A 24,189-nucleotide genomic window follows, 5' to 3' on the forward strand; every position below is an offset into this window, starting at 1 on the left:
TCAGTTCTTTGCCGGCTGCCGCCGCGATCTGCCGGCCTTGCGAGTCGGGTCGTCATCCGGATCTGGAGTCTCCTCAACCGGTCGCATCGCTTCAGGCACATGACGGAGATTCACCCGAATTCTTGTCCAAGTCGACGATCGGCCACGCATGGAATCAACCAGTATGTCATCCGGCTCCAGGTGGCTGGCTGCTTCTGCATGCCTGGTCTTCCATCGGTCGAGCCCAGCCAGGGCAGCATCTTTGTCGGGTGAATTAGCAACTGTTACAAGCGGCATCTTCACCCGTGGCTTCTTGGCGCGGGAGGGCGCCACACGAGTTCCCTCACCTTCGGTCTTGCGGAAATGAGGTGGCCAGGGCGCATCACCCAGACCTGCGGCATCGTCTCGCGCAGCCATCTCTAAAAGCTTCTCCAGCGATCCGGGATGGACATCCATATCGGCATGCGCATCTCCTCGCGCGGCAAACAGCCCGGGCACGGTCAACACGGTGAAGTCGGCGGGATTACACTCCCGTACTTCATTCCATGAGAGAGGCATGGATACGCGGGCATCCGGAAGTGGACGGACAGAATAGGCCGACGCCGTCGTACGGTCCTTTGCGTTCTGGTTGTAGTCGAGAAAAACTCCGTGGCGTTCCTCTTTCCACCATTTCGATGTGGCCAGGGATGGTGCACGGCGTTCGATCTCGCGAGACAATGCCAGGGCGGCGCGCCGCACTTCCTCGAATGTCCATCTCGGCTCAATCCGAACGTTGACGTGCATGCCTCTGGAACCACTTGTCTTCGGCCATCCACGAAGTCCGAGTTCTTCAAGGAACGCATGGACTTCAAGAGCGACGTTACGGACGTCTTCCCATTCCACACCTGGACCGGGATCCAGATCGATTCGCAGCTCATCGGGATGATCCAGATCGGTCGCCCGTATCGCGTGAGGATGCAGTTCGATACAGCCAAGGTTCACCACCCAGATCAGTCCGGCTGCCTGATTGACGACAAGCTCTTCAGCGGTTCTTCCGGATGGGAACGAAAGCGTGACCGTCTGCAACCACGAGGGATGATCGGCTGGAGCACGTTTCTGGTAAAAAGCCGGCGCTTCGGCCCCATTCACAAAGCGCTTCAATACCAGTGGACGATCTCGGATTCCGGCGAGAGCGCCAGGCGCTACTGAAAGGTAGTAGTGAACAAGATCAAGCTTGGTAAGACGAGTCTCCTTCGAGAAATAAAGCTTTTCAGGATGCGTAACACGCACCTCCAGCCCGTCGATCGAGAGGATCTCCACCGCTTCTGTTTTTGCCATCGGGTCGTGCTCCCTCTTCCACCACAGTGAGATGCGCCGCCGGCGTGGGCAGAAAATTCACCCTACACGATATAGTCGTCTTTTGGCAGCATCTAACGGGCTTGAGGAGACATGGGGAAGAGACACAGACGTGAGTTCCTGAAACTATGGGCGGCGTCCATGCCTGCGCTTTTTCTTGAACACGAGGCGCACGCCCAGAAAAAAGAACCGAGCCCTCCGAAGACCGGCTACCGGACACCCGCGACCGTTGAACGCTACATCGACCCTTTGCCGAGACTGTCACAACTGTCGCCCTACAGAAACACGAGGGGTAAGGACCTGTATCGCATCCGGATGACGGAGTTTACCCGTCCGTTGCATTCACAGCTTCCTCCGGCACGCCTGTGGGGCTACGAGGGACAGTATCCCGGACCGATTATCGATACGCGCCGCAACAAGCCAATTGCAGTGCAATGGGAGAACAGGCTTCCAACCCGGCATATTCTGCCGATCGATCCCCACATCCATGGAGCCATGCCCCCAACCCCTGAGGTCAGAACGGTGCCTCACCTTCATGGAGCAAACGTCCCTTCGCCCAGCGACGGCCTTCCGGAAAAATGGTTCACGCCGGGGCACTCCGCACGGTACGAGTACCCCAATCGACAGCGCGCTGCGACGTTGTGGTATCACGATCATGCCATCGGTATCACGCGACTGAATGTTTATGCCGGCCTGTCGAGCTTCTACCTGTTGCGGGATGACGAAGAGCTAGGCATGCACTTGCCTTCCGGTGAATACGAGATTCCTCTCGTGCTGCAGGACCGCACACTGGATGAACACGGCCAGCTTCTCTATGCCCCCACGCTGGACGACGCTGTTCCGCTGCCAAAGGGAGTCTGGGGGCCGATGTTTTTCGGAGAGCTTCCGGTGGTCAACGGGGCAATCTATCCATATGTGGAAGTCCGGCCCCAGCTTTACAGGATTCGCCTGCTGAACTCTTCCAACTCCCGTGTTCTGAACCTGTACCTGAATCTGGCGAAGAGCCCGACGGATATTCCTCAACTGATCAAATTTCATCAGATTGGTTCAGACGGTGGACTTATGCCACGGCCTGTTGCTCTCGAAAAGCTGGAACTGGCGCCTGGGGAGCGGGCAGATCTCATCGTCGATTTCTCGTCGCTCGCTGGAAAGACAGTCACTCTCAGCAACGATGCACCTGCCCCCTATCCGGGTTGGAACGTGATGAACGCCACCTGGCCGATTCTGTTGGAATTCATGCAGTTCCGGGTCACCCTTCCTGCCGAGCCGTCACGATCATTCAGCCTTCCGCAGAACGTAACGTTTGCGAAGCTGGACGAAGGGGAAGCCATACGCACGCGTGACTTCATCCTCACGGAGGAGATGGACGCACAAGGCCGATCGGTCGGTCTCCATATTAATGGGAAGGGATATCACGATCCTGTTACCGAAACGGTGACGCTGGGTACGCTGGAAAAGTGGCGGTTCATCAATACCAGCGATGATGCCCATCCCATGCATCTGCACCTTGTGCAATTTCAGATTCTGCATCGGCAAGGCTTCAATCTAGGCACCTACCGCATGAACGGAAAGATCGAACCGGTCGGCCTGACGAGGCAGCCACGCGCGAACGAACAGGGATGGAAAGACACCGCCACCGTAAATCCCGGCGATATCCTGACCATCCTTGCACGCTTTGAAGGCTATACCGGGAAATACGTCTTTCACTGCCACATGCTGGAGCATGAGGACAACGACATGATGAGGCCATTCGTCGTTGTCGCACCCGGCCAGGGGTGAGAAAGCGTTATCAAGCGGCTCGCATTCTCAGGTCTCCGAAGTAGATACAAGGGGCCCTTCCGCGGGACCGGCCGCCGGCTTCGGCGCCAGTAGCGGCCAGCCTTTATGAACAACGATATCCAGCCACGCACCCGCAATCTGGGATGTAACGACAGCGGCCACAACTAACGTCGTGTAGAACTGTGCGCTGATGATGCCGGCATCGAGGGCAACGCTGGCGAGAACAATTCCCGGACCTCCGCGCGCATTCGTAGTAATGGCGAGGTTGATGAGGTCCAGTCCGCGGAACCCGGCGAAGCGCCCGGCCAATGAAACAGACAACACCTTCACCGCCGACGTTCCCACGATGAAGGCTGCCAACATCCAGAAGGATAATCCTCGAATCAGATCGAGCCGTAAGCCGACGATCGCGAAGTAAACCGGAATGAAGAAGGCAAAGGAGACCTTGCCGATGGCTTCCAGTGCATCGGCGAAGAGCCGGCGCTTTTTGTGGACGACGGCAAAACCGGCAAGAAACGCAGCGAAGACCATGCTGATATGCAGGACTCCTGCGATTACGCAGTATGCCAGCAACACGGCAACGGCATAGCCGGTCGGCGAGGCCTTTGCCATCACGTTGAAGCGGGCTTTGTTAAACCGCTTAACCAGCCGCGGCGCCAGGGTGAGTCCAAGGATAAAGAAGGCTACCGTCACGATAAGGTGGTAAGACAGCCCTCGGACGTCCAAAGTAGCCTTCCCTGCCGCGGCAGTAGCAATCGCCAGCGCCAGCCACAAAACGATGTCTTCGAGGACTGCCACGCCCAGCACCAGACGCGCGAAACGCGTGTGCAGGATCTGCAGGTCGGCAAAGATTTTCGAGACAACCGGCACCGAAGTGACGGCGACGCCTACAGCCAGGATGATGGTGATCGAGATTCGATTTCCATTTGGGCCCAGCAACGACGGCTTAATGAGCCAGGGAGCAAAGAATAGCCCCAACAGGAATGGGAGGCCCGTACCGACAATCGTCAGCCAACCGACCTCGCGCCGCTCTTCGCGCGTAAAGAGCTGCTGTGTCTCCGCACCGGCAAGAAACATAAGCAAGAGAAGACCAAGCCAGTAAACGAAATCAAGAATATTGCCTTGATGTTTCGCGCTGTCGATGAAATGCGCGACAGCAGGAATGCGACCGGCCACCGCATTTCCCAGGATGACACCGGCGAGAATTTCACCAACTGCTTTAGGCTGTCGCAGTTTGACAAAGACCCACCCCAGCAGCTGGGCCAGACCGGCTAATAGCAAAAGAAGAAAGAGAACCTGAGTCAGCTCAGAATTGTTCATCGCTGCAAAGTCTCATCAGTGAATCTCGTTCATGGCTGCAACCGTCGTGACCGCCGGCCGATTGGGGGCCTCCGCAAAGACCCACACCCCTCGAAAGTTCTCGCGAACCTCAGGGTGTTGCTTCACGAATGCACTCATGGCGTCACGGTTACGCTTCTGCGCTACGGCCGGATCGGTAATGGAGGGGTCCATTTGCATGTGAATGGCAATATCCAACTTATCTGCGTGGAGACCATTGTCCGGGGCGATGGAGAAGAAACGGTACGCTGTACCATCGGCACCGTTGACAAGCAGTGGCGTATCCGGACCGATGCCGTTGGCAATCTCCGGCGGGAGAGCGCTTGTTGACTCAGAGCGAAGGCTTTCCAAATGCGTGCTTGATACAAAGACGGTCGGCTGAAGTAGCAGCCTGGCCTGCTGATAATAGATATAGGCCACCCAGAGCGCTTTACTGGCCGCCATGGTTCGCCCCTGGCGCCAGTACCACAGGCCATCATGGCCGGCGGCGGAGTTCTCCTTCGGGAATAAACCTGCGAGCTTCCAGGGACTACCTGCGCCATCTTGACGCAACAGCATGGAGAGAGTCCAAGGAGAAGAGCCTGCAAAATCCACCATCGCAAACGCGTAACGCCCCGGCGGCAATCCTGGAATACTGAAATCGGCCTCAGCATTACGACCGTTGAGTGTGCAGAAGAATTCGGCGTTCGAAAAAGTTCCATCCGCATTGCGCGCGTTGCCGCTCGCATCGAGCAGATACACCTGCTCCACTTCAGCGTTCTTCCCTGCAAGCTTCGGAGACACGGTAGTGATTGCACTGGCAATGCCGCTGAAGTTTGCCGCGAACTCCGGGATAGTCGCAGCTTGCACGCCAGGCTGGTCGTTTGCCTGGACCTTCCGGGCCAGGGCTAACGAGGCATCCGCCAGAACGTTCCTTTCGGCCGGCTGCATCTTTGATTGTGTCGTGCACGTTTCAGCGGGAACCTGATAAGGAAGAGTCAGCAACATTCCCGTGCAGAACGTTAACCAAAAGCTTCGCTTATTCGAACACTTCATAATGCGTCCTTCTTACTAAACAGTTCCAAATACGTGGGCCCTAGCTCAAGATCTGGAAGTTCACTTCTACGTTCATCTCAACGGTGACAGGGTGTCCATCCTTCATCGCCGGCTTGAATTTGTACTGACGAACAGCTTCCAGTGCCTTTTCATCAAGCCCCATTCCCAGGCCGCGGACAAGGCGTACATGCATGGGGCGCCCATCGGGGCTTACCTGCAGATAGACAATGACCTTTCCGGAGACTTTCGCCTGCCTGGCCTCTTCCGTGAATCCTGGCGCCGGTGCAGAGATTACCTGCGGCTCTGAGACACCGCCACCAACTTTGAAGACACCGCCGCCAAAATTACCGCCTGAACCCGATCCCAGGCCATTTCCGAAGCCCGCACCCAGTCCAGCACCTGCCCCGTTCCCTGCCGATACTACGACTGATGGGGCACTCGATATTCCCAGGTTGGGCACATCGGCCTTAGCCATCTTCAGATCCGCCTGAACATTAATCGTTGGCTGGACTGCCATCGTAATTTTTGGAGCCGCCGTCGGTTGTACCGCCGGCATGATGGTCGGCTTCGGCTCAAACTTCGGCGGATTGCCACGCGAGACGGGAATCGGAGTGTGTTGCCCTCCACCACCACTCATCGCTACCGCTTTCGGGGGTGCGATAGGTAGTACCGGAGGAGGCGGTAGAGGGTCGACCAAGGTGACATGAGTCGTCACTGGCCTTGGAGTCACAACAGCAACGATCTTCCGGCTGCCGAACCAGATGAGAGCCACAAGTGCAAAACAGTTGATCGCAATGGCAAGGCCAGTCGCCCGAGGGTCTCGTTTCACTGCCATGCGGTCGGGCAGAACAATGGGCCGCGATGTTGTATGCAGAGGAGGAGCCTTCGGTGGAGCTATAACATCGTGCAGGCTCTCCATGAGAGAAGCAAGCACACTCTTCTCGGTAACCTGGGACAGATCGCCACTCAAGATTTTGTAGTCTTGAGAATTTTTCGCTTGGGGTTGCGTTCGATCAAAGGCAGGTAACGTTTGCGAGATTCCCATGATAGTTACATCCTCAGTTCTTCTGCTATCGCAGGATGTCGTTCGAGTATTTGGATGCAATGAAGAGTAGGAATGTTTCCTGTTGGGCTCGAGTACTGCACTTGCATTTCTCATGAGTGCTCCAGATCCTTACAGCCATAGATACAGTCACCGAGCTGACGTGTTACCGGATAAAGAAGAAGGCCCCTCGCGCAAGCCGAGTAGCTATACGTGAGAGGCGATGGATAGTAACTCATATTCGTCATTGAGCAATTGCAGGCCGTTTCGATCTCTCGATGGGACGCGAAGGAGCAGTCACCAGGTTGCTGGTATCCCTCATCGCCGCGATCGCACGGCTGTAACGGCCGGCAGCCGCATTGAATCGTATGATCGCCATCTCTTCCAGCATCTTGGCACCATCCCTGAGATAGCTGATACGGCTACGATCATCATGTCCCCATGTAACTGGAACCTCCGTAATGCGGTAGCCAAGCTTACTGGCGATAAACAGTAGCTCCGGATCGAATCCCCAGCGCTCGATCGTCTGCAGGCGGAAGATCACCTGTGCCGCATCACGCTTGAATGCCTTGAACCCGCACTGCGTGTCCTTGAAAGAGAGACCAGTCACAACTCTCGTAACGTAATTGAAGCAACGGCCGAATATCTGGCGATACAGCGGCTGCTGTACTGTCTGTCGAGACCGCTCGAGCCAGCGCGATCCAATGGCTACATCGACGCCTGCATCCAGTGCAGCAATCAACCTCTCCGCCTCGATCATTGGTGCAGAGAGATCCGCATCGGTAAACATGACGACGTCGCCCGCCGCTTGTAGAACGCCATTGCGGACGGAGTATCCTTTGCCACGGTTGCTGAGATTTTTGATCAGATGCAAACGCGGATAGCGATCCATCCACGCTTCAACAATCGAAGCCGTACGATCCGTGGAACCATCGTCCACCACCAGCAACTCCGCGTCCCAGCGACGCGCCTCAATGCATTTCAAGATGAGGCTCAGCGTATTGCCGATCCGGTTAGCTTCGTTGTAGGCGGGAATTACGATGCTGAGGTGCGGATGGGACATAGAGCCCAACTCCAGACAGGAAAATTAGCGTTCCATAAAGATGACCTGTGCGGCCCATATAACTTTCCTGTTTACCCTGGACCACACATGTCACAAATACATGTGCAATATTTGTTGCTGCAAACCCGCACAAGGTTGTGCAGGCTGAACCGGAAGAGCTCACCAGATTCCCTTGTCACTACCGGTGATCTTGTGTCCGATTGCCGCAGCCGTTGCAAGCCACGGCAAAAGCCCCAGGCGGGCGCCGCTGCTGATTTCGCCCTTCCTGAACGTGTCCAGCAACTGCAGTCTGTAGAGTTCCGCTGACTGAGGCACGATGGGTACGCGCAAAAAGCTCTTCCCGCAGTACATAACCTTTCCATCGAAGCGGGCGGCATCTCGTACAAACGCGGGGAGTACAAGATGGGAGCCGGTGTACTTCCAGACGTAGTCCGAGACCAGTACGAGGTAGGTTGCAACCCCCTCCCAGATTCCGCTTTGTTGCGCGGAACGTCTCAGGTCCTCATAGTCCAGAACGCCGGAGGCTACCAGCCCTGCAGAGTCCACGATGTCGCACAGGCGGAAGTAGAAGTGGCGATACATGCGCTGCAAGGTTGAAATCATGATCCGGTCGGAAGGCGACGGTACGCGAAACCTTTTCCTATCAAACTCCACCGCTCGTGACCGCGCTGGGATATTCTCTGCGAGTGTCAGATGTTCCCCCGTCTGTCCCAGGCGGCACATGTGGATCTCGACGGATTCAGGCAGACCGGGAATCTCGAAGTTCCACTTCCCTGCCAGGCGATCTCCCCAACTGCGCGACACGATTGTGGCCTCGAACTGTCGCTGCATCAAAGCCAGCACGACATCTGGAGCAGCGTTCGTATACAGGTCCATATCGCTTCCGAAGTCGGGCCAGTGATCCAGGGTCTTAATGACGGTTACGTCAAGACCGGCTTCAGAAAACGCGGCACAGATCGCCTGTAGATAAGCCGTAGCATGCGCGATACGGGCACGCTCCGCAGCGATGACCTCATCGGCACGCCGAACCTGCTCAAGATCGTTCGCCTGGAGCATCAAACTCCGGTATGCCTCCATTCCTCGAACGACCACGTGGTTGGCATGCGCCAGCGACACGAGCTCATCGAGCTGAGCCGTGCTCATCTGCTGCAAACGGGTGATGAGCGAAGACAGACCCGCCACTGGCGATAGGACCAGTCGAGAGAGTATGTCCATGGTGTCACTTATGGTATCGGGCAGACGGGAGTTCGGCATTCCTGGGAGCATCCTTTGATTGATCGTGGCTGTGCTTCGCGGGCAAGGGCGCGGGCTCAGCGAGGTAACGGCGCACTGGAAGGCGCCGGCGTTGGATTTTCGGGTTCAGATGGCGGCGGTTCCGGACTACCATCACGCCGTATGAGTTCGACGGGTTCATTGGGGTTAGCAGGGGCGGGATTTCGGGACTTCAATGCCTGATAGACATCCTGCCGGCTCTGAAGCGCGACTTCGGCGAGGCGACGCCCCTCGGCATCTGAACGGCTCGCCATACCAACTGCTTCTCCCGCATCCCTCGCAGCTCTGGCTCGTGTGTAATAAGCAACCGCCGTCTCCAGATCGCCATCTCGCTCTGCCAGATAGCCAATGTTGTTGAGAGAGAATGCGCTCGAGGGATCCGCGGCGTAGGCCTGTTCAAAATTGCTGCGGGCGGCAGCCCAATCTTCCTTATTAAGCGCCGAGACACCTCTTACCGTGAACATGTGAGCACGAATCTGATGAATGTCCATCTCCGCCATACGTGCGCGAAGCTTATCGGCGGATTCTGCAGCGAGCACACTGATGGGCTTACCTCGTGACGACTTATCGAGAGCTACCACTACCTTCTGCGTCGAGCGGGTTCTCGCTGCTGCGTCATAGTACTTGAGGGCATCTTCGAGATTCCCCGTCGCCTGTTCGGCAATACCAAGATTATTCAGCGTGAACGGATTGTTCGGATCCAGAGAAAGTGTCTGTTTCAGCACAGCCTCCGCATCAAAACTGCGATTCTGCTGCAACAACTGCATCGCATAGATATTGATGCGGTTGATCCTCATCGGCATGTTCTTGATCGTACCGAGGGCATCCATCATGGGTTTGCCCTTAAGTTCCTTATCGCTGCTGCGGTCGATCACGGCTTCGCATCCCTGCTGCACCGCAAGCCGGTAATACTCGGCGGCGCGTTCGACCTGACCCTGAAGCTCGGACACATAACCGAGGTTGTTCAGGGTGAACGGATCGGAAGGATCGTAGAGATAGGCTTTGTAAAACAGAGCCTCTGCCCTCTCGTACTTATGCTTCACGACCTGGTCGACGCCCTCGCGGTTGAGCCGTTGCACCGGAGTCGATTCGGCCCGTCGCGGAATCGTGATGCGGATGTACTGCTGCGCAGAAAGAAGCGGCGCGGTTAGAACACCAGCAAACGCAACCCAAAGATATTTACGATTCATAGGATGACCCGTTGCTTCGGATAATTGACACACTTCCGCAACTTGGGGAGTTAGATTCAGGTACGGGGCATTTGGGTTTCCTGCTAAGTACGCGTGTAACTCAGGCTTTTTCGTCCAGACCACCTGGCGGCCCGCCAAAGCATCCCACCGTCATGCGCGTCTCGTGTCTTGGTCTGCTGGCTCTCTGTGCCACTGCCGCTTCCGGTCAGGCTCTTCCGGAAGGGTTACTCCCCCCGTCTGAGACGGTGGCGAGGACAACCTTGCCATCGGTCCCGCCAGGGCGCAGCACCGTCATGGGCGGGCAAATCGGAGATGTCGACCTTATTCGCGACCAATTTTCCCTTAAGGTGCCCGGCAGCGGGGGCAGCCACACGATCAAGATCCTCTTCGACGAACGGACGCAGGTCTATCAAAACGGGCAGAAGATTTCGGTATTACGTCTTCATCCTGCGGACCATGCATCGATCGAGACCAGGTTGGATGGAACCTCCATCTTTGCCGTCCGCATTCATATCCTTTCCAATACGCCCGACGGGCAGCTACGTGGTCAGGTCGTCGGCTTTGACGCCGGCAAGGGTGAACTGAAGATACGCGGGACGAATATCGATAGCACCGTGACAATCACCGTACCCGCTGGGACGCCGGTCGCCCGAACCGGTCAGGCAGCGTTTTCCAGAACGAGCCCAGGCCTGGCCGATCTGGTCCCCGACGCAATCGTTGATGTCGCCTTTCGACCCGGGAACAACGGTATTGGGCAAGCTAACCGGATTGATGTGCTTGCGGTTCCGGGTGCGGAGTTCGTCTTCCGCGGTGAACTTCTATCGGTAGACCTTCGGGCCGGAAGAATGTCTATCGCGACAACCTCCGATCATCCGCCCATGGATATCGCGTTCGACCCCTCCCGCTTCGAAATAACCCGGCAGCTGCATCAAGGGGGATTAGTAAAAGTCACGACACGCTTTGATGGAACCCGTTACAACGCGACAGACATCCTGACTCAGTAAAAAAATAGGCCTTAACGCATTCCTATTTGGGATCGCGATCTTTCCTTTCTATTGAAATCCTTATTCCAAAAATCAGAGGGAGCCGGACCGGCTCCCTCTGATTTTGCGCTTAGTGGGAACTACGGTCCAAAGTTCGTCGGTGTGCACGGATCGTATCCGAGTGAAGCGGGCGACACAGGAGTTGGCGGTGTCGGGGGTGCTGTCCAGGGAGCGCCGGTAAAGTCGAAGAAATCGGTCAAATCCGGCTGAGCTTTATCGCGTTCCGTGAGGTGCTCTGAGGCGCCGAGGAAACGGTTCTGCACGAACTTCAGGATGGCCGTGTGATCCATTGGAATATGAGAGACATAGTGTTTCCGGACGTATGGAGAGATGACCATATTAGGTACCCGGAAGCCCAGTTGCGCTGCAAAGCCCTGTTGGGCCGCCGCATCGTTGATGTTGGCGCCAGGCTGTGATGGCCTCAGGTCGCAATGCGTGGTGGGAGTTCCCCCCGGTGGCACGCAGGGGTTATATGTGTCTGGGTTTACAGATATGGAGCGGATGTCCGGAATGTCTGCGACCGAAAGGCTGCCTACCATTGAATCTGTATTGTCGTTCGAATGTGCCGGAACCGGAGGCACATGATCATATGGGCCGCCGCCTTCATCGTAGGCCAGGAAGAAGACGGAGTTCATCCAGGAAGAGCTCGTCATGAGCGAATTTACGACCTTCGCCACCTGCTGCTGTCCGGCGAGAATTGACTGCCCTGAACCAGGATGCTCGTCGTTTACCCCGTACCCGGCTTCGATGAACGCGAAACTTGGCAATGTTCCGTTTGCCAGGTCCGTGTAGTAGGAGGACAGAGGGGCGATGTGTGTCGGATCGATGCAGAACGAGTTCGACGAGTCACCCACGACGCTCGATGGCTGGGTCGGAGCAGCGCAGGTACCCGGATTCGAGTGGAGGTAGGTATAGGAGTCCGCAAGCTGCGAGAAGTTTGTTGCCGGATATACAGCGGATGCTCCAGCGCTCTGGCAGTCGTCAGGATCGAGACATCCCCCCTGGGTCACCGTGTAGTAGAGCTTCCAGGAGACATTCGCAGCAGTCAGTTTGGCGAAGATGGTGGGAATCTGCAATTGTGGCAGGCCGTCATCGTTGCCAGGATCCAGAGCCAGCCCCTGGGTCGTGCCTCCGGTCAAGGTGGCGATGCGATTCGGGATGCTCTTGCTGGATACCGGCGAGAACCAGCGATCGGAAAGAGCAAACTGAGACGCCATGTAGTAGTAGTAGTTCAGGAAACCCTGATCGTAATACCCCATGGCACGACGGCCCGTGAAGTCGCTGAAGGTTCCCGCACATCCTTTGCCTCCTGCGGCCTGGCAATTCTTCGCATAGTTTTCGTTGGTATGCACGAAACCATCCATCAGGATTGACCTGCCAGTCGTGAAGTCATAACGGCTGGCGTCGCCGTAACTTTCGAGCCATGAGGACGTCTCATCTTCGACACAACTACTGGTCAGTTTGAATAATGAGTAGGCTGTTCCCTCATCGCTCTTATTGCTTATCTTGGCTAACTTGTCCTCGATGCCGTCGACGTCGTAGGTCTTTCCATCGTTACCGACATTCCAGTTGTTCGTCAGACGATATGGATTCAACATGCCGAAGTACTGGTCGAAGCTGTGGTTCTCCTGCAACATGAAGATGACATGGCGAATGGATTGCAGATCCGCTGTCACCGTCACCTTCGTTGTAGCAGTTGCATTGCCTCCGCTTGAACCAGTGGCTGTCGCGGTGTAGGTCGTGGTTGCAGATGGTGTCACATTCTGCGTTCCACCGGTCGCCGATAGCGTATAGCTGCTGCCGTCTGTCCCCGTAATCACAACCTTCGTTGCATTCGTCGCAGTTGCGGTGAGGGTCGAAGATCCGCCCGGTGAGATGGAAGTCGGACTGGCGCTCAGGGTGACCGTCGCCGGGTTGCCCGTCACTGTCACCGTCGCGGTGGCAGTTGCTGTGCCGCCGGCAGCACCTGTGGCGGTCGCCGTATAGGTGGTGGTTGCTGACGGTGTCACAGTCTGAGTTCCGCCCGTCGCCGAAAGCGTATAGCTGCTGCCGTCTGTCCCGGCAATGACAACCTTCGTCGCATTCGTCGCGGTCGCGGTGAGGGTCGAAGACCCGCCGGACGAGACCGAGGTAGGATTCGCGCCCAGGGTGACTGTGGGCGGGTTGACCGCTCCACCTATTGTTACGGTCGCGGTAGCACTGGCGCTTGCCCCTCCAAGCCCCGTAGCAGTAGCGGTATATGTCGTTGTCGCAGATGGAGATACGCTCTGGGTCCCGCCCGGCGGCGACAGCGTATAGCTACTGCCGTCACTTCCCGTAACGGAGATATGCGTAGCGTTCGTTGCCGTCACGGTCAGGACGGCCGACCCCTCGGAAGAGATCGTAGTTGGATTGGCGTTCAAGGTGACCAGGACAATCGGGTTACCTGGCATGCCAGAACCGCATCCGCTCAATATCAATAGTAGGAACGGGAAAACAATCCACTTCACCCTTACTAAGGCACGCCAATTGAGGACAGCACCACATGACTCGAGCACTGCATTTCTCCTATCCCACTCGGGAGTGGAATGTGCCGCAGAGATCAGAGATACAACCAAGAACCCAAAAGGAACCTGAAAGTCCTGCAACGTCATACTTCGCTTGCATATCGTGATGCATACACTAAAGAACTCGTGATGCATACACTAAAGAACCTGTTCTGGATAGCCATTCATCGCTGCCGGAGGTGCGGCCTCAAGCGGTACAGCGTTTTGCTCCGGCACATCGCGGCGCGGCGCGGCCGGCTCCTCCCGGGCAGCATAGCCACCGCTGAAAATGTGCTGCACAGGCATTCCACCAACGTGTCGAGTCCACACGCTCCATGGACGAAACCGCCTCGCCAATCCTCTGGCATCCACAATCTTCTTGAGCTTATGCAGCTCAAACCAGCGAAGATAGGTCCGGGCGACATTCGCCATCGCCATCTGGACGCCAGCCTGGTAGTTGTGCTCTGACATCTCCAACTGGACCTGGGGAGATTCAAGGACGTTGACAATTTTCTCGGCGAAATCCGCGGCATCACCGGTTTTGTAAAAGAGGATGGCCATATCATCGTCCGTCCCCATGCAACGAAAGTCTGGGATATCCGAACACACAATCGGGAGGCCGTACTCACAAGCCTGATGTGCCGGACCGCTGGACCCCGTCGATGAGTCATAGGGCATCACCAGAAGAGAGCTGGTACGAAACAGCTCCGAAACATCCTTTTGAGGGATATAGCCGAGGAAATCAACCGGAAGCTGAGGCGGCAGCGAAGCGCGCACAGACTCCCAATAACCGGCGGCGGCCGGATGATTTCCACCAGCCACGATCAGGCGCGCATTTGGGATCTTCTCAAGTACCGCGGGGAACGCTTCCATCAGCTTCTCGAGCCTCTTGTAGGTTCCCCAGTTCCCGAAGGCAAGAATGCGGTGTTCCGGGTTTCCGCGCCGGCTTAGATCGGGCCCCTCTGAGATGGTCGTGAAGGTGCCATGTGTACCGATCATGATGTTTCGGGCGGCGTACTTCCTCTCGAGTGTCCTTCGGTAATCCGATAGCAAAACCGTGACCCAGTTCGCCTTCAACAGAACACGCGTTGCTACATAGGTTCCCGTGCGCAGCAGCTTTTCCCGTTGCAGGCTTGCAGTAGAAGCACTCTTGAAGTCAACATGCTCGATGATGTGATGGAGCGTAATGTGGGTGTAGAACCCGGCTGCCCGGGTAAGAGCCGGAGCGAACAGCCCTAGAAACGCAGCGACTGGATTCTTCGGCGTTCCGAAGCTCGAGAACACCAGGTTGAACCAGACCACATCGGGCTTCCATTCGTGAATTGCTTTAAGAAGCCTTGCGGGGTTCGCCAGGCTGTCGACCTTCCAGCAGCGTACGATCTTTATCCCTGGGAGACCTGGCACCTCTTCCGAAGAGAGGGTCTTTCCATGAGCATCTGTGACGAACTTGTACTCTTCAATTTCATCCGCGAGAACAATCAGCTCTACACCTTCATGACGCTGAATCTCTCTCGCGATGTGGTAGGAATATTCGTTCAACGGCCCCTTACTTGGAGGAAACGCCGCGACTAGGCAGATTCGAATCATGGTACTTAGAAGAGGCTTAATGACTAATTGGATGTATTGGTTAAGGTCATTTTTTTGAGAGGTGAACGCCAGAATGTGCGCGCCAATCCTGCAAACTTAAGTAACCGCGGCCTCCTTCGATCAAAGCTTTTGCAGGATGAAAACAGCTTCTACTTATAAGAACCGATCTCCTTAGAAGATGGTCAGGCTGAAAAACGGAACCAGCTTCTGGCTCGAACCCTGGGTAAAGTTGGGGAAGTTCTGCGTGCGAACGCCTGCCGCCAAACGAATGGGATACTTCAGGCGTACTGCCCCTGTGCTCTCATTGAAATTGCGTTCGAGCGGGCGAACATACGAAACCGTAAACGAGTTCTGGATCATGTCGTAAACATGAAACCCACGCGTCAGTTCATAGGAGCCTGATGCCTGCATCTCCCAACGCGTGGTTGGGGAGTAACGAATGGAGGCGGCGGGCCGAAGAGCCTGCGAGATGGCCGAGTGGATAGGAGAGTAAGGCTGGCTCCGCCATGCGCGAAGATCTTCGGCAATCGCTTCGGCACTGAAACGCGACGAGAAGCGTCTGCTCAAGCCGATGTAGGTAGAGGTGTAGAAGTTTCGGCTGTTCCCCAATTGGGAAGAGTCGAACCGCTGGTCCGTTGTCTTCCAGCCTGTGATCAATGCGGTCTTACCCCATGGCATACCTACCCGAAAATTGATCGCGCCCGAAACCTGACGCTCGGTGATCGGACTCTCGGTAAACGAGCCGAATTCAGCCGAGAAGAAGCCATCCGCGGAAAGTACATTGAAAAACGAACTCGTGCTCGCATACGTAAAGACGCGGAACAGGTTCTGGTTCATCTGAACGGGAGAGCGCGTATCGCGACGGAGCGTCCCCTGTATGCCGCTGTTGAGCGAGACGACATTCGAACCCAGATGCAGTGTGGGATCAATTCCGAAATTGAGAGCGTAATCGGTCGTGTTGCGTTGCACTACGGAGCGTGTCGCCGGAACAGAGATGGTGCCCTGCGCGTTTCGAACCTGGAAGAATCCACTCGTCGTTGGCAGTGACGCCAGGTGCAGGTTGAAGGAGTTGAGCAGGTTGGTCTCTACCGAGGATCGAGGAGGCGGCAGGTTCGCGACATCGGAAGGGTTCACCGGACCTGCAGGGCTATTCAACTTCGAATCGAGCACATACACGGTGCTATCTTCGAAGATGGGCTGCACAACAAGGTTCGAGAGCAGGCTCACCTTGGAATTCACCCGGTAGCCTTCCGTCCCCCCGGCCTCGAGAAGACGTTGCTCCGCTGTAGGGTCCTCTCCGGCATCAGAGGCTGCGGCAGCGAAGGATGAGAGTGTCTCCGCGCTCCGGTGTTCCTGCTGGTACAGCGACGCCTGCGCCAGCAGGTATTGATAATCCACTTCACTGTCTTCCACCTGCTTGACAGCAGCAAGTTCAGCGGCGGCGCGGCGTGTCTCACCCAGAGCCAGATAACTATTGGCGAGCGTAATGCGAACGGATGGATCCGGCGCACCTGCGGCTTTTGCGCGTTCGAGATAGGTCTGAGACAGCTCGTACTCATGCAATTGCTGGAGCACGCTCGCCATCGCGATATATTGTTCGCCGCTGGGAGGTTCGGCATCCTTCGCGTCGACTTCCATCTGCGCCAAAGCGATCTGGCGCTCCGCGTCCTCGGTCCTCCCCTGCTTCGCCATATTCTTGGCGACGGCCAGACGTACGCCAACGCGGTCTTTCGGATGCAGCTCGAGCGCCTTGCTGAAACGATTCATCGCCGCATCCTGCTCTCCCAGTAGGGCCAAAGCTTCTCCAGTGGAGACATAGATATCGGTGAGTGCGTCCTGTGCGTCTGGGTCGTCTGCATTCGTTTTGTCCGCCGAGGTGGACGCAGCATACTGTTCGGCCAGATCGACGTCACGCATGGCTTCGTCGTGATTGTGCAGTTCCGCGTTGGCTCGCGCCATGACGGCGTAGAGAGAGGCGTCTTTCGGCAGATGCTCCCGTGCGTTTTGCAGCTCGACCAAAGCTTCGCGATAACGCCGCTGCGCCATCAGGATATTGGCCAGTCCAAGGTTCAGCGAACCATCGTCCGGATCGAACTGGAGAGCTGCCCGGTACTCCTGTGTGGATTTGGTAAGCGCTCCCTGCCGGCCATACGCCGTTGCCCGCACGACGTGGATCAACTTTGAATCGCCTGCAATCGCCTCAGCGAGTTGCGTTTGCTCAATTGCAACCTTCGGATGACCGAGATTCAGCTCCGCAAATGCCAAGCCCATATGCGTCTCTGCATCATCAGGCTTAATTTTGAGTGCCGATTCAAAATCGGCAGCCGCCAGCGCAGGCTTACGTAGATCGTTATAGACAAATCCCCTGTTTGTATAGGCTGTCGCCACCTTCGGATCCCGCTTTAGCGATTCGGTGAAGCTCTTCACCGCCTCCTCGCGCTGACCATTGTGCTTATAGACGTAGCCGGCCAAAAGCGGGACATCAGCATCCTTAGGAAGCACATCGAGGTTGTTTGCCGTAAGAGTCTGCAGTTCGTCGAAGAGCTGCAGATGAAGCAGATCGTATCCGAGGTAGACAATGACCTCGCGGTCACGAGGAATCAGCTTGAGGGCCTGACGTCCGAGATCTGCAGACCGCCGGTAATCTCCCATGAAGTTGAAGTATCGCTCCTCTTCCCGTAACACCTGGGGCACCGTCGCCATCTTCTCGCTCACCCGTTGCTGCCAGATCCCGGCCAGCGGAAGATTGTGCGACTCGATTGCCGCATTCATTCCCCCGGCGACGATCATGGAATTCTGAGGAGCGAGTTTGTATCCGTGGGAATAGGCCTCTTCAGCCTTCTTGTACTCGCGGTTATCCGTGTACATGTCTCCGAGAGCGAGGTACGGAACGTAAGACGCTGGATACGCTTTGGCCAGGAGATTGAAGTACTTCTCCGCTTCAGCACTGTCCCCCTTAGCACGCGAGGCGTACCCCAGGGAGGTAAGGGCGAAACGGTTACGTGGATCGAGCTTGAGAACCTGCTGGAATACCGCGATCGCTTCTGAGGTGCGGCCGAGCTTCATCAGCACGTCTCCATTGAGCTGAAGACTATTGGGATCGTTCGGCGTGAGCGCGAGAGACTCCTTCATGTCACTCAGAGCCGCCTCGTACTCTCCCGCCTCGGAGTGAATCACGGCTCTCAGGCGAAGAAACGCGGCGCGATCTGCGCCCCGCTCATCCAGACTGCCGATCAGCTTTTGAGCGCTTGTCAGTTCCTGGCGAGCCTGGTCAGGCTGGTTGAGGTTCTTGTAGAGCGGAATGAGATCCATGTGGAGCTGGATTCCGTACAACGGGCCTTCGATCGGGGTAGGTGGCAGGGCCGCGATCGCGGCGCTGAACTCGTGGGCCGCCTCTTCGTCGCGATCCTGGATCTGTGCGATCTGGCCGCGGATCGCGTGCAGGCGATAGTAGTTTGCATCAAGCCTGGATGCACGCTGCAGGAATTCTTCCGCGCGGTCAAAAGATGCAATGCCCACCTGTGCCTGTGCCGCGGATAGCTGCAGGGTGAGGTCATGCGGCATGGCGTTCGCTGCCTGGACGTAAGTCCGCGCCGACTCTTCCGGGCGTCCGGCGAGACCATAGGTGAAGGCGAGCTCGGCTACGACGTCCGGTTTAGGATTGCGGATTCCGGCCAGCGACGAGACAGCCTTGTCGTAGTCGCCTGTGTCGCGATAGAAGGCAGCAAACGCCCGCTGCACGTCAGGGTTGTTCGGCGCTCGGCCTTTTGCCAGCTCAAGATAATGGGCAGCCTGATCCATCTGCTTCAGATGCTGGGACGCAATCGCGAGCAACAGCTCTGTCTGCGCCGCGGGCTCCAGATGCTCAGCCTTCTCAAGCCAGACCTTTGCCTCCTGGTAATTTACTGTCCGAATGTACAGATCACCGAGAATTAGAAGCTCGTTTTTGCGCTGAGGCGCCGCGGTCACGACCTGCTTCAGCAGACGCTCAGCCTCCCCGGTACGGCCGGAGGCGAGGTAAGTTTGCGCCATTCCGGACATCCCGTCAATGGAGGACGGATTCAGACGCAGACTATGTTGATACGCATCCAGGGAAGCGCCCAGCTTGCCATCGAGCCTGGCCGCATATCCCAACAGCAACCAGAGCTGCGGGTCGTTGGGAGCCGCCTGCGCGGCACGCTGCGCGTAACTGAATGCCTGGGCATGATCCCCACGCTGCAACGCCAACTCGGCCGTCCTGGCCAGACGGGCATTCTGGATGTTTGATCCCCAGCCGAGATCCTGCTGCTTCCCTTCAGACTGTTTCGGCGCAGGCTGCCCCGTGGCATCTGGTCCAACCTGATAGGTTTGAGCAACGCCATTGCTGGCAAGAATAAGCGCAGCAACACACCAAACGGATCGAAACTTAATACGAATCTTCAAGGCACGTCACCGGCAGAAATCTTTTGAACGCATTCAAGGAGTGAGCTCCCAAGGCTTGCGAAGTTGCACCTTCGGATGCTGGCGAAGGCTTTGAAAGTTGTCCGGTGCTCTATCTCCCATGACCAAGAACTTACTTAGTTGAACGAGTTTTGAGGGGAGCAACTAAGAGCAGAAGAGAGCGCATCTCAAGGAAATACAAGAGGGAAGTCCCTTGCAAAATCCTGCTTCCGCGTATCCATCTGCACGACCCATTCCCATGAGCTTCATTCTCATGGTCGCTGTAGCCGTTCATCTGCCGTTGCTGCTGATGCAGCTACCGCTGAAGTCGTACGACACCAACTTCCACATCTTCTTTGCCTCGCACTACGCACAACACTGGTTCGATCCGTGGAACCCCAAGTGGTTTGCCGGTTTCTCCCAGACCACGTACCCGCCTCTGCCACAGCAATGGACCGCGATCCTTTCGTGGGTCCTGGGACTGAACCTGGCGTATATGACCGTGCAGTTCGTTGGAATCCTGCTGCTGGTTGTAGGGGTATACCGCTTCGCGGAGCTCTGGGTGTCACCGCGTGCTGCATCGTACGCAGCGCTTGCATCTGTCTTCATTGCCGCTGAAGGCTTTCTTGTCTATTCGGCCGGCCAGCTCAGTACTACCGTCGCCGCTCCCATTTACCTGAACGCACTTCCCTTTCTCTTCCAATGGCTTCGCCACGGAAGCTGGCGATCTTTTTTGAAAGCATTTGTGCTGCTGGTAACCGCAGCGGCCGCCCATCACGTCACGCTAATCTTCGGCTCGGTGCTATTTGCGCTTCCGATCATCGCGCTTGCATGGATGGATGGCCGCGACAGCGAAGACTCGGATAAGGTCTCCGCGCCGGCGCTGGTGGTCCGCATTGTCTCGATCGTTGTTGTCGCTGGAGCAGCGATTGCCGCCGTACTGCTTCCCTTCTGGATCGGATTGATCCGCTATCCCGTAACCCAGACCCCCATTGCCCACGCCAGCCGCGCCAACTTTCTGCTGAGCCCAGAAGCGGGAATAAACTACTTCGTCGTTCCCTATGGCGCCCTAATTCTGGCCCTGCCTTTCATCGTGATTCGCGGCAGTTCCATCCGCCGGCTCCGGCCGCTGCTGCTCGGTTTCTGGGCGACGTTCCTGCTTGGCCTCGGTGGCACCACTCCCGTAGCTCCGGTCCTGCTTGGCCGCTCCTTCAACGTCTTGACCTTCGAGCGGTTCAGCTACTGGGCGACCTTGCTCTGTCTGCCTATTCTTGGCCAGGTGATCGTGGAGGCTGTTGACCGGTTCCGGCTGAAGGCGCTTATCCCGATTGCATCGCTTGCAGCAGCTACATGTGCGCTGGCAGTGGCGTGGTCGACATACAAGCCGGCCGATGCATCCAATCTCAACGTTGACTCTGTCGCGTTGTGGCTCAACCGAGACGGGCATGACCACTACCGCTACATCACGCTGGGGTTTGGGAATAAGTTGTCACGACTGGCAATCCAGACAAACGCCAATAGCGTCGATGGAGAATCCAATTCGGCCCGTATGTTGCCGGAGCTTACTCAGTTTGGCGGTGCAGCCCTCACCAGTTCCAAGTACTTTGCCAAGCCTGGCCTGGATTCGCTGAGGGCCATGCTCAACCATGCCGACCGGTACGGGCTGAAGTTCATCATTGTCCGCGATCCCTATTACGATCCCCTGCTCTACTTCGCCGGTTGGCGCCAGGTAGATTCTCTTGACGACAAGACAATCACCATCTGGAGCAAGGACGGCGTGCCGCCGGCGCTTCCGATGAATGCCGCGGAGATGCCGACCCACTTCCAGGGTCTTATCTGGGGTACGCTACCAGTCGGCTTCAGCCTTCTTGCCATGCTTGTCGTCCTACTTCCGGAAAAGCGGTTGCGTCCGGAGCATGTCACAGATGCCGCCTATACGCGGGAACATCTCGTCTCTGGAGGAATGGTGTCGTGAGCCAAGGAAGACTTCTCGCTACCGCGATTGCCGTCACGACCGGCCTGCTGGTCACCGCAGGCACCTTGTGGCCCTCCGCCATCGCTGCTTCCTATGGCGGAGGCAAGACGGAGGGCATACTCAGCTCCACCTCAACTCCGGAGGCGGCAGTGAATGACCTTACCGCACAGCTCAAGCTGCACGCACTGGCCAAGGCTTACTCAAGCCTGGCCAATAAGGCCGAGTTCAGCGAAGCTGACTTCGAGCGCGACCTGCTTGGTTCCGGGCTAAGCCTCCGCACCTATGCGACGCTCGACAGTGTCGATGTGCGCCCCCTCCATCAGTCCAATACCGACGCCGATCTGACGATGAAGATGCATTGGTCCTCTGTCGTCGGCAATTTTGATGACACGCGCGATGTTCACGCTGTCAAAGTGGGTAACCACTGGGCCCTCAATTGGCCGTTGAAGCACGAGTCACCTGTGCCGCCGCAAGTTATTCCGGTGAACTACTTGCGCTGGGACGTCATCTATCGCGGCGCGGGCGACGACTGGGGGAGCCAGGACGTGGAAGCACCCCATGTTCGCATCGTCGACATGCACCCTCTAAGCCGCGCTGAGGGTGTGGTGGTCATGGGTGAGTTGCTGAACGAGGACGTTGTACCCGCCTTCGTCTCTGTAAAAGCCACACTCGTAACCAAGGCAGGAGAAACGCTGGACAGCGAAGGCTCCTTCGACATGATCTCGCATACTTTGCTGCCGAAACAGGTCACGCCATTCATCATCCATTTCCCGGGAACCGACCTCTCCAAGATCTCCACCATCCGCATGGAACCGACTTCCGTACTGGTGGCCGCATCGGCCGACCCGGTGATCGAGATTGAAAACCAGCAGTATCAGGAAGGTTCCGGAGCCGCTGTCACGGGTCAGCTTACAAACCAGAGCGGGCATACGGTCAATGTCTCCCATGTGCTGTCGACGTTTTATGACGCCAACGGCCAGGTGGTCTGGGTCGGCGGGCAATATATCGATCGTGCCCTGCAGCCGCAGACTCCTGTGGATTTCCGCGTCCCCGTGCCTCAGGATCTCGCCGGAAAGGTGAAGAGCGAGCGCACCGTGGTCTCTACCTATATTCAGGGGAATTCCTAGTGAAACCGCGAGCATTGCTTCTACTGACCCTTGCTCTGCCGGTATCGAAGATGCCTGCTCAGGAGATACAGGTCCCGAGCACCGTAACGGCCGGAAGCGCCTTTGCCGTCACCACAACCGGTAGTGGAAAGGCTGTGTTGTACATTGTCGGGCCAGGACAGGCGCTTCGCCGGGATCTTCAGCTTGGAGAGCGTGTCTCGTTTGCCACAGGGGAGTTATATAGCGCCGGACACTACACGGCGGTCCTGGCAACCGAGTCTTCGTCGAAAAACGCAGAATTCGATGTGCTGCCCGCAGCGCAGCCCGGTTCCCTGGGTTTTCTGGCAAGGCCTTCTCGCTTGCCAGTCAATGTGGCTAATGGAATCAGCGGCTCCATGTATGTCTTCGACTCGTACCATAACCTCATCACTACCCCAATGCCTGCAACACTTGAGCTCTCGATTGCGGGTGGGGCGACGCTCACTCGTACGGTGACAACGCGCAACGGACTGGCGTGGGCCACGATGAACTCGGCCACCAAGGAGGGTTCAGCACGATTCACAGCGCGCGTCGGAGATATCTCAAGCACGCGCATTATCAATCAGGTTCCGGGAGAACCTTGCTCAATCTCCATCAGCGCCAGACCCAACGGATCAAAACTCGAAGTACAAACAGCGCCCGTGCGTGATTGCAGTGGAAATATGATCCCCGACGGCACCATCATTACCTTTATCGAAACCCTTGGGAACGCTCAATCGACAGTTGATGTACCTCTGAAGAAAGGCATTGCAAGCGTGGTCATGCCGGCGAACAAAGGATCGAAGATATCTGCCGCCAGTGGCGCCGTAGCAGGAAATGAAATCCATTGGGATGGTGGCCGCTGATGAAGCCAATTGCGTGTCTGACTTCTGCCCTCCTGCTCTCGGCGACCATGCTCGCGGATGAACCTGCGGTGCGCGTGGCTCCTCCCCAACTCCAGGGCTCCCGACCGCTGGAGAAGCAGACCGAATCCTCGGTTATCCGCAACTATCTGGAGTCCTGGAAGAGCCTGCAGGAGGCGCTTGATCAAAACCAGGCCGGCAAGCTCGACCGGGATTTTGTTGGTGTAGCCAGAGATAAGCTGGGCGATACCGTCGAAGCGCAGAGCCGGATGGGAATACACACACGCTACCAGGACCTTTCCCACGATCTACAGATCGTTTTCTATTCGCCGGAGGGTTTGTCGATCCAGATGACTGACAACGTTGAATACCGGCAGCAGATCTTTGAGAAGGATAAGGTTCTGGCCACAACAGTCGTCCACCGGCGCTATCTTGTTGTCCTGACTCCCTCTGAGGTCCGTTGGCAGGTCCGGATCCTGCAGGCCGGGCTCGACTGACGGATCCTATTGCCCGACAAAGCAAAGGCGATCGTGAAAAGCGACCGCCTTTTGTCGTTTCGCTCTTCTAGAGCATTTTTCCTGTTGCTGGGTATCCCGGGAGGAGCATGCAGTGGCGTTTTC

General features: G+C 56.8%; 16 protein-coding genes. 6 read left to right on the forward strand and 10 right to left on the reverse strand.

The features are described from left to right. Positions 1-1,296: a non-homologous end-joining DNA ligase gene (gene ligD / locus FTW19_RS17115; protein ID WP_147648757.1), complete on the reverse strand. Its 1,296-nt coding sequence runs from the start codon at positions 1,294-1,296 to the stop codon at positions 1-3. Positions 1,297-1,407: 111 nt separating this feature from the next. Between ligD and FTW19_RS17120 the strand changes: the two genes are divergently transcribed. Next, positions 1,408-3,093, forward strand: coding sequence for a multicopper oxidase family protein (locus tag FTW19_RS17120; protein WP_187143022.1), 1,686 nt, complete (start codon positions 1,408-1,410; stop codon positions 3,091-3,093). A gap of 27 nt (positions 3,094-3,120) precedes the next feature. On the opposite strand, the gene FTW19_RS17125 is transcribed toward FTW19_RS17120, so the two are convergent. The 6 genes from FTW19_RS17125 to FTW19_RS17150 all read right to left on the reverse strand — a co-directional run bounded on the left by FTW19_RS17125 (position 3,121) and on the right by FTW19_RS17150 (position 10,033). Beyond that, complete coding sequence (locus FTW19_RS17125; RefSeq protein ID WP_147648758.1) at positions 3,121-4,413, reverse strand: cation:proton antiporter; 1,293 nt, start codon at positions 4,411-4,413, stop codon at positions 3,121-3,123. A 15-nt stretch (positions 4,414-4,428) separates the two neighbouring features. Further along, complete coding sequence (locus FTW19_RS17130; RefSeq protein ID WP_246153357.1) at positions 4,429-5,361, reverse strand: hypothetical protein; 933 nt, start codon at positions 5,359-5,361, stop codon at positions 4,429-4,431. 145 nt (positions 5,362-5,506) lie between these two features. Further along, entirely contained in the window at positions 5,507-6,400 is an 894-nt protein-coding gene (locus FTW19_RS17135) for an energy transducer TonB (RefSeq protein ID WP_147648759.1), read from the reverse strand. 352 nt (positions 6,401-6,752) lie between these two features. Next, entirely contained in the window at positions 6,753-7,571 is an 819-nt protein-coding gene (locus FTW19_RS17140; RefSeq protein WP_147648760.1) for a dolichyl-phosphate beta-glucosyltransferase, read from the reverse strand. Positions 7,572-7,730: 159 nt separating this feature from the next. Beyond that, the gene (locus FTW19_RS17145) at positions 7,731-8,825 is read right to left on the reverse strand and encodes a nucleotidyltransferase family protein (protein WP_147648761.1); all 1,095 of its coding nucleotides are present in this window, start codon (positions 8,823-8,825) and stop codon (positions 7,731-7,733) included. A 56-nt stretch (positions 8,826-8,881) separates the two neighbouring features. Continuing rightward, entirely contained in the window at positions 8,882-10,033 is a 1,152-nt protein-coding gene (locus FTW19_RS17150; protein ID WP_246153358.1) for a tetratricopeptide repeat protein, read from the reverse strand. 152 nt (positions 10,034-10,185) lie between these two features. Between FTW19_RS17150 and FTW19_RS17155 the strand changes: the two genes are divergently transcribed. Next, positions 10,186-11,037, forward strand: a complete 852-nt coding sequence (locus FTW19_RS17155) for a hypothetical protein (protein ID WP_147648762.1) — start codon at positions 10,186-10,188, stop codon at positions 11,035-11,037. A gap of 119 nt (positions 11,038-11,156) precedes the next feature. Here the strand turns inward: FTW19_RS17155 and FTW19_RS17160 are convergent, their stop codons facing one another. The 3 genes from FTW19_RS17160 to FTW19_RS17170 all read right to left on the reverse strand — a co-directional run bounded on the left by FTW19_RS17160 (position 11,157) and on the right by FTW19_RS17170 (position 19,610). Beyond that, a complete protein-coding gene (locus FTW19_RS17160; RefSeq protein ID WP_246153359.1) occupies positions 11,157-13,508 on the reverse strand; it encodes an alkaline phosphatase family protein in 2,352 nt (783 codons plus the stop codon). Positions 13,509-13,760: 252 nt separating this feature from the next. Continuing rightward, positions 13,761-15,140 (reverse strand): glycosyltransferase, encoded by a 1,380-nt coding sequence (locus FTW19_RS17165; RefSeq protein ID WP_246153360.1) that lies wholly within the window; start codon positions 15,138-15,140, stop codon positions 13,761-13,763. Positions 15,141-15,359: 219 nt separating this feature from the next. Next, entirely contained in the window at positions 15,360-19,610 is a 4,251-nt protein-coding gene (locus tag FTW19_RS17170) for a tetratricopeptide repeat protein (RefSeq protein WP_246153361.1), read from the reverse strand. 256 nt (positions 19,611-19,866) lie between these two features. Between FTW19_RS17170 and FTW19_RS17175 the strand changes: the two genes are divergently transcribed. From FTW19_RS17175 to FTW19_RS17190, 4 genes are read left to right on the forward strand one after another with little or no spacing between them, the layout of a single operon-like run. After that, positions 19,867-21,582, forward strand: coding sequence for a hypothetical protein (locus FTW19_RS17175; RefSeq protein ID WP_246153362.1), 1,716 nt, complete (start codon positions 19,867-19,869; stop codon positions 21,580-21,582). Further along, entirely contained in the window at positions 21,579-22,709 is a 1,131-nt protein-coding gene (locus tag FTW19_RS17180) for an FxLYD domain-containing protein (RefSeq protein WP_147648765.1), read from the forward strand. Before FTW19_RS17175 ends, FTW19_RS17180 begins: the two co-directional genes overlap by 4 nt. Continuing rightward, the gene (locus FTW19_RS17185) at positions 22,709-23,572 is read left to right on the forward strand and encodes a hypothetical protein (RefSeq protein WP_246153363.1); all 864 of its coding nucleotides are present in this window, start codon (positions 22,709-22,711) and stop codon (positions 23,570-23,572) included. Before FTW19_RS17180 ends, FTW19_RS17185 begins: the two co-directional genes overlap by 1 nt. Then, positions 23,572-24,066 (forward strand): hypothetical protein, encoded by a 495-nt coding sequence (locus FTW19_RS17190; protein WP_147648766.1) that lies wholly within the window; start codon positions 23,572-23,574, stop codon positions 24,064-24,066. The genes FTW19_RS17185 and FTW19_RS17190 overlap by 1 nt, the downstream gene beginning before the upstream one ends. Positions 24,067-24,189 lie beyond the last annotated feature (123 nt).

Source organism: Terriglobus albidus (assembly GCF_008000815.1).
Lineage (GTDB): Bacteria > Acidobacteriota > Terriglobia > Terriglobales > Acidobacteriaceae > Terriglobus > Terriglobus albidus_A.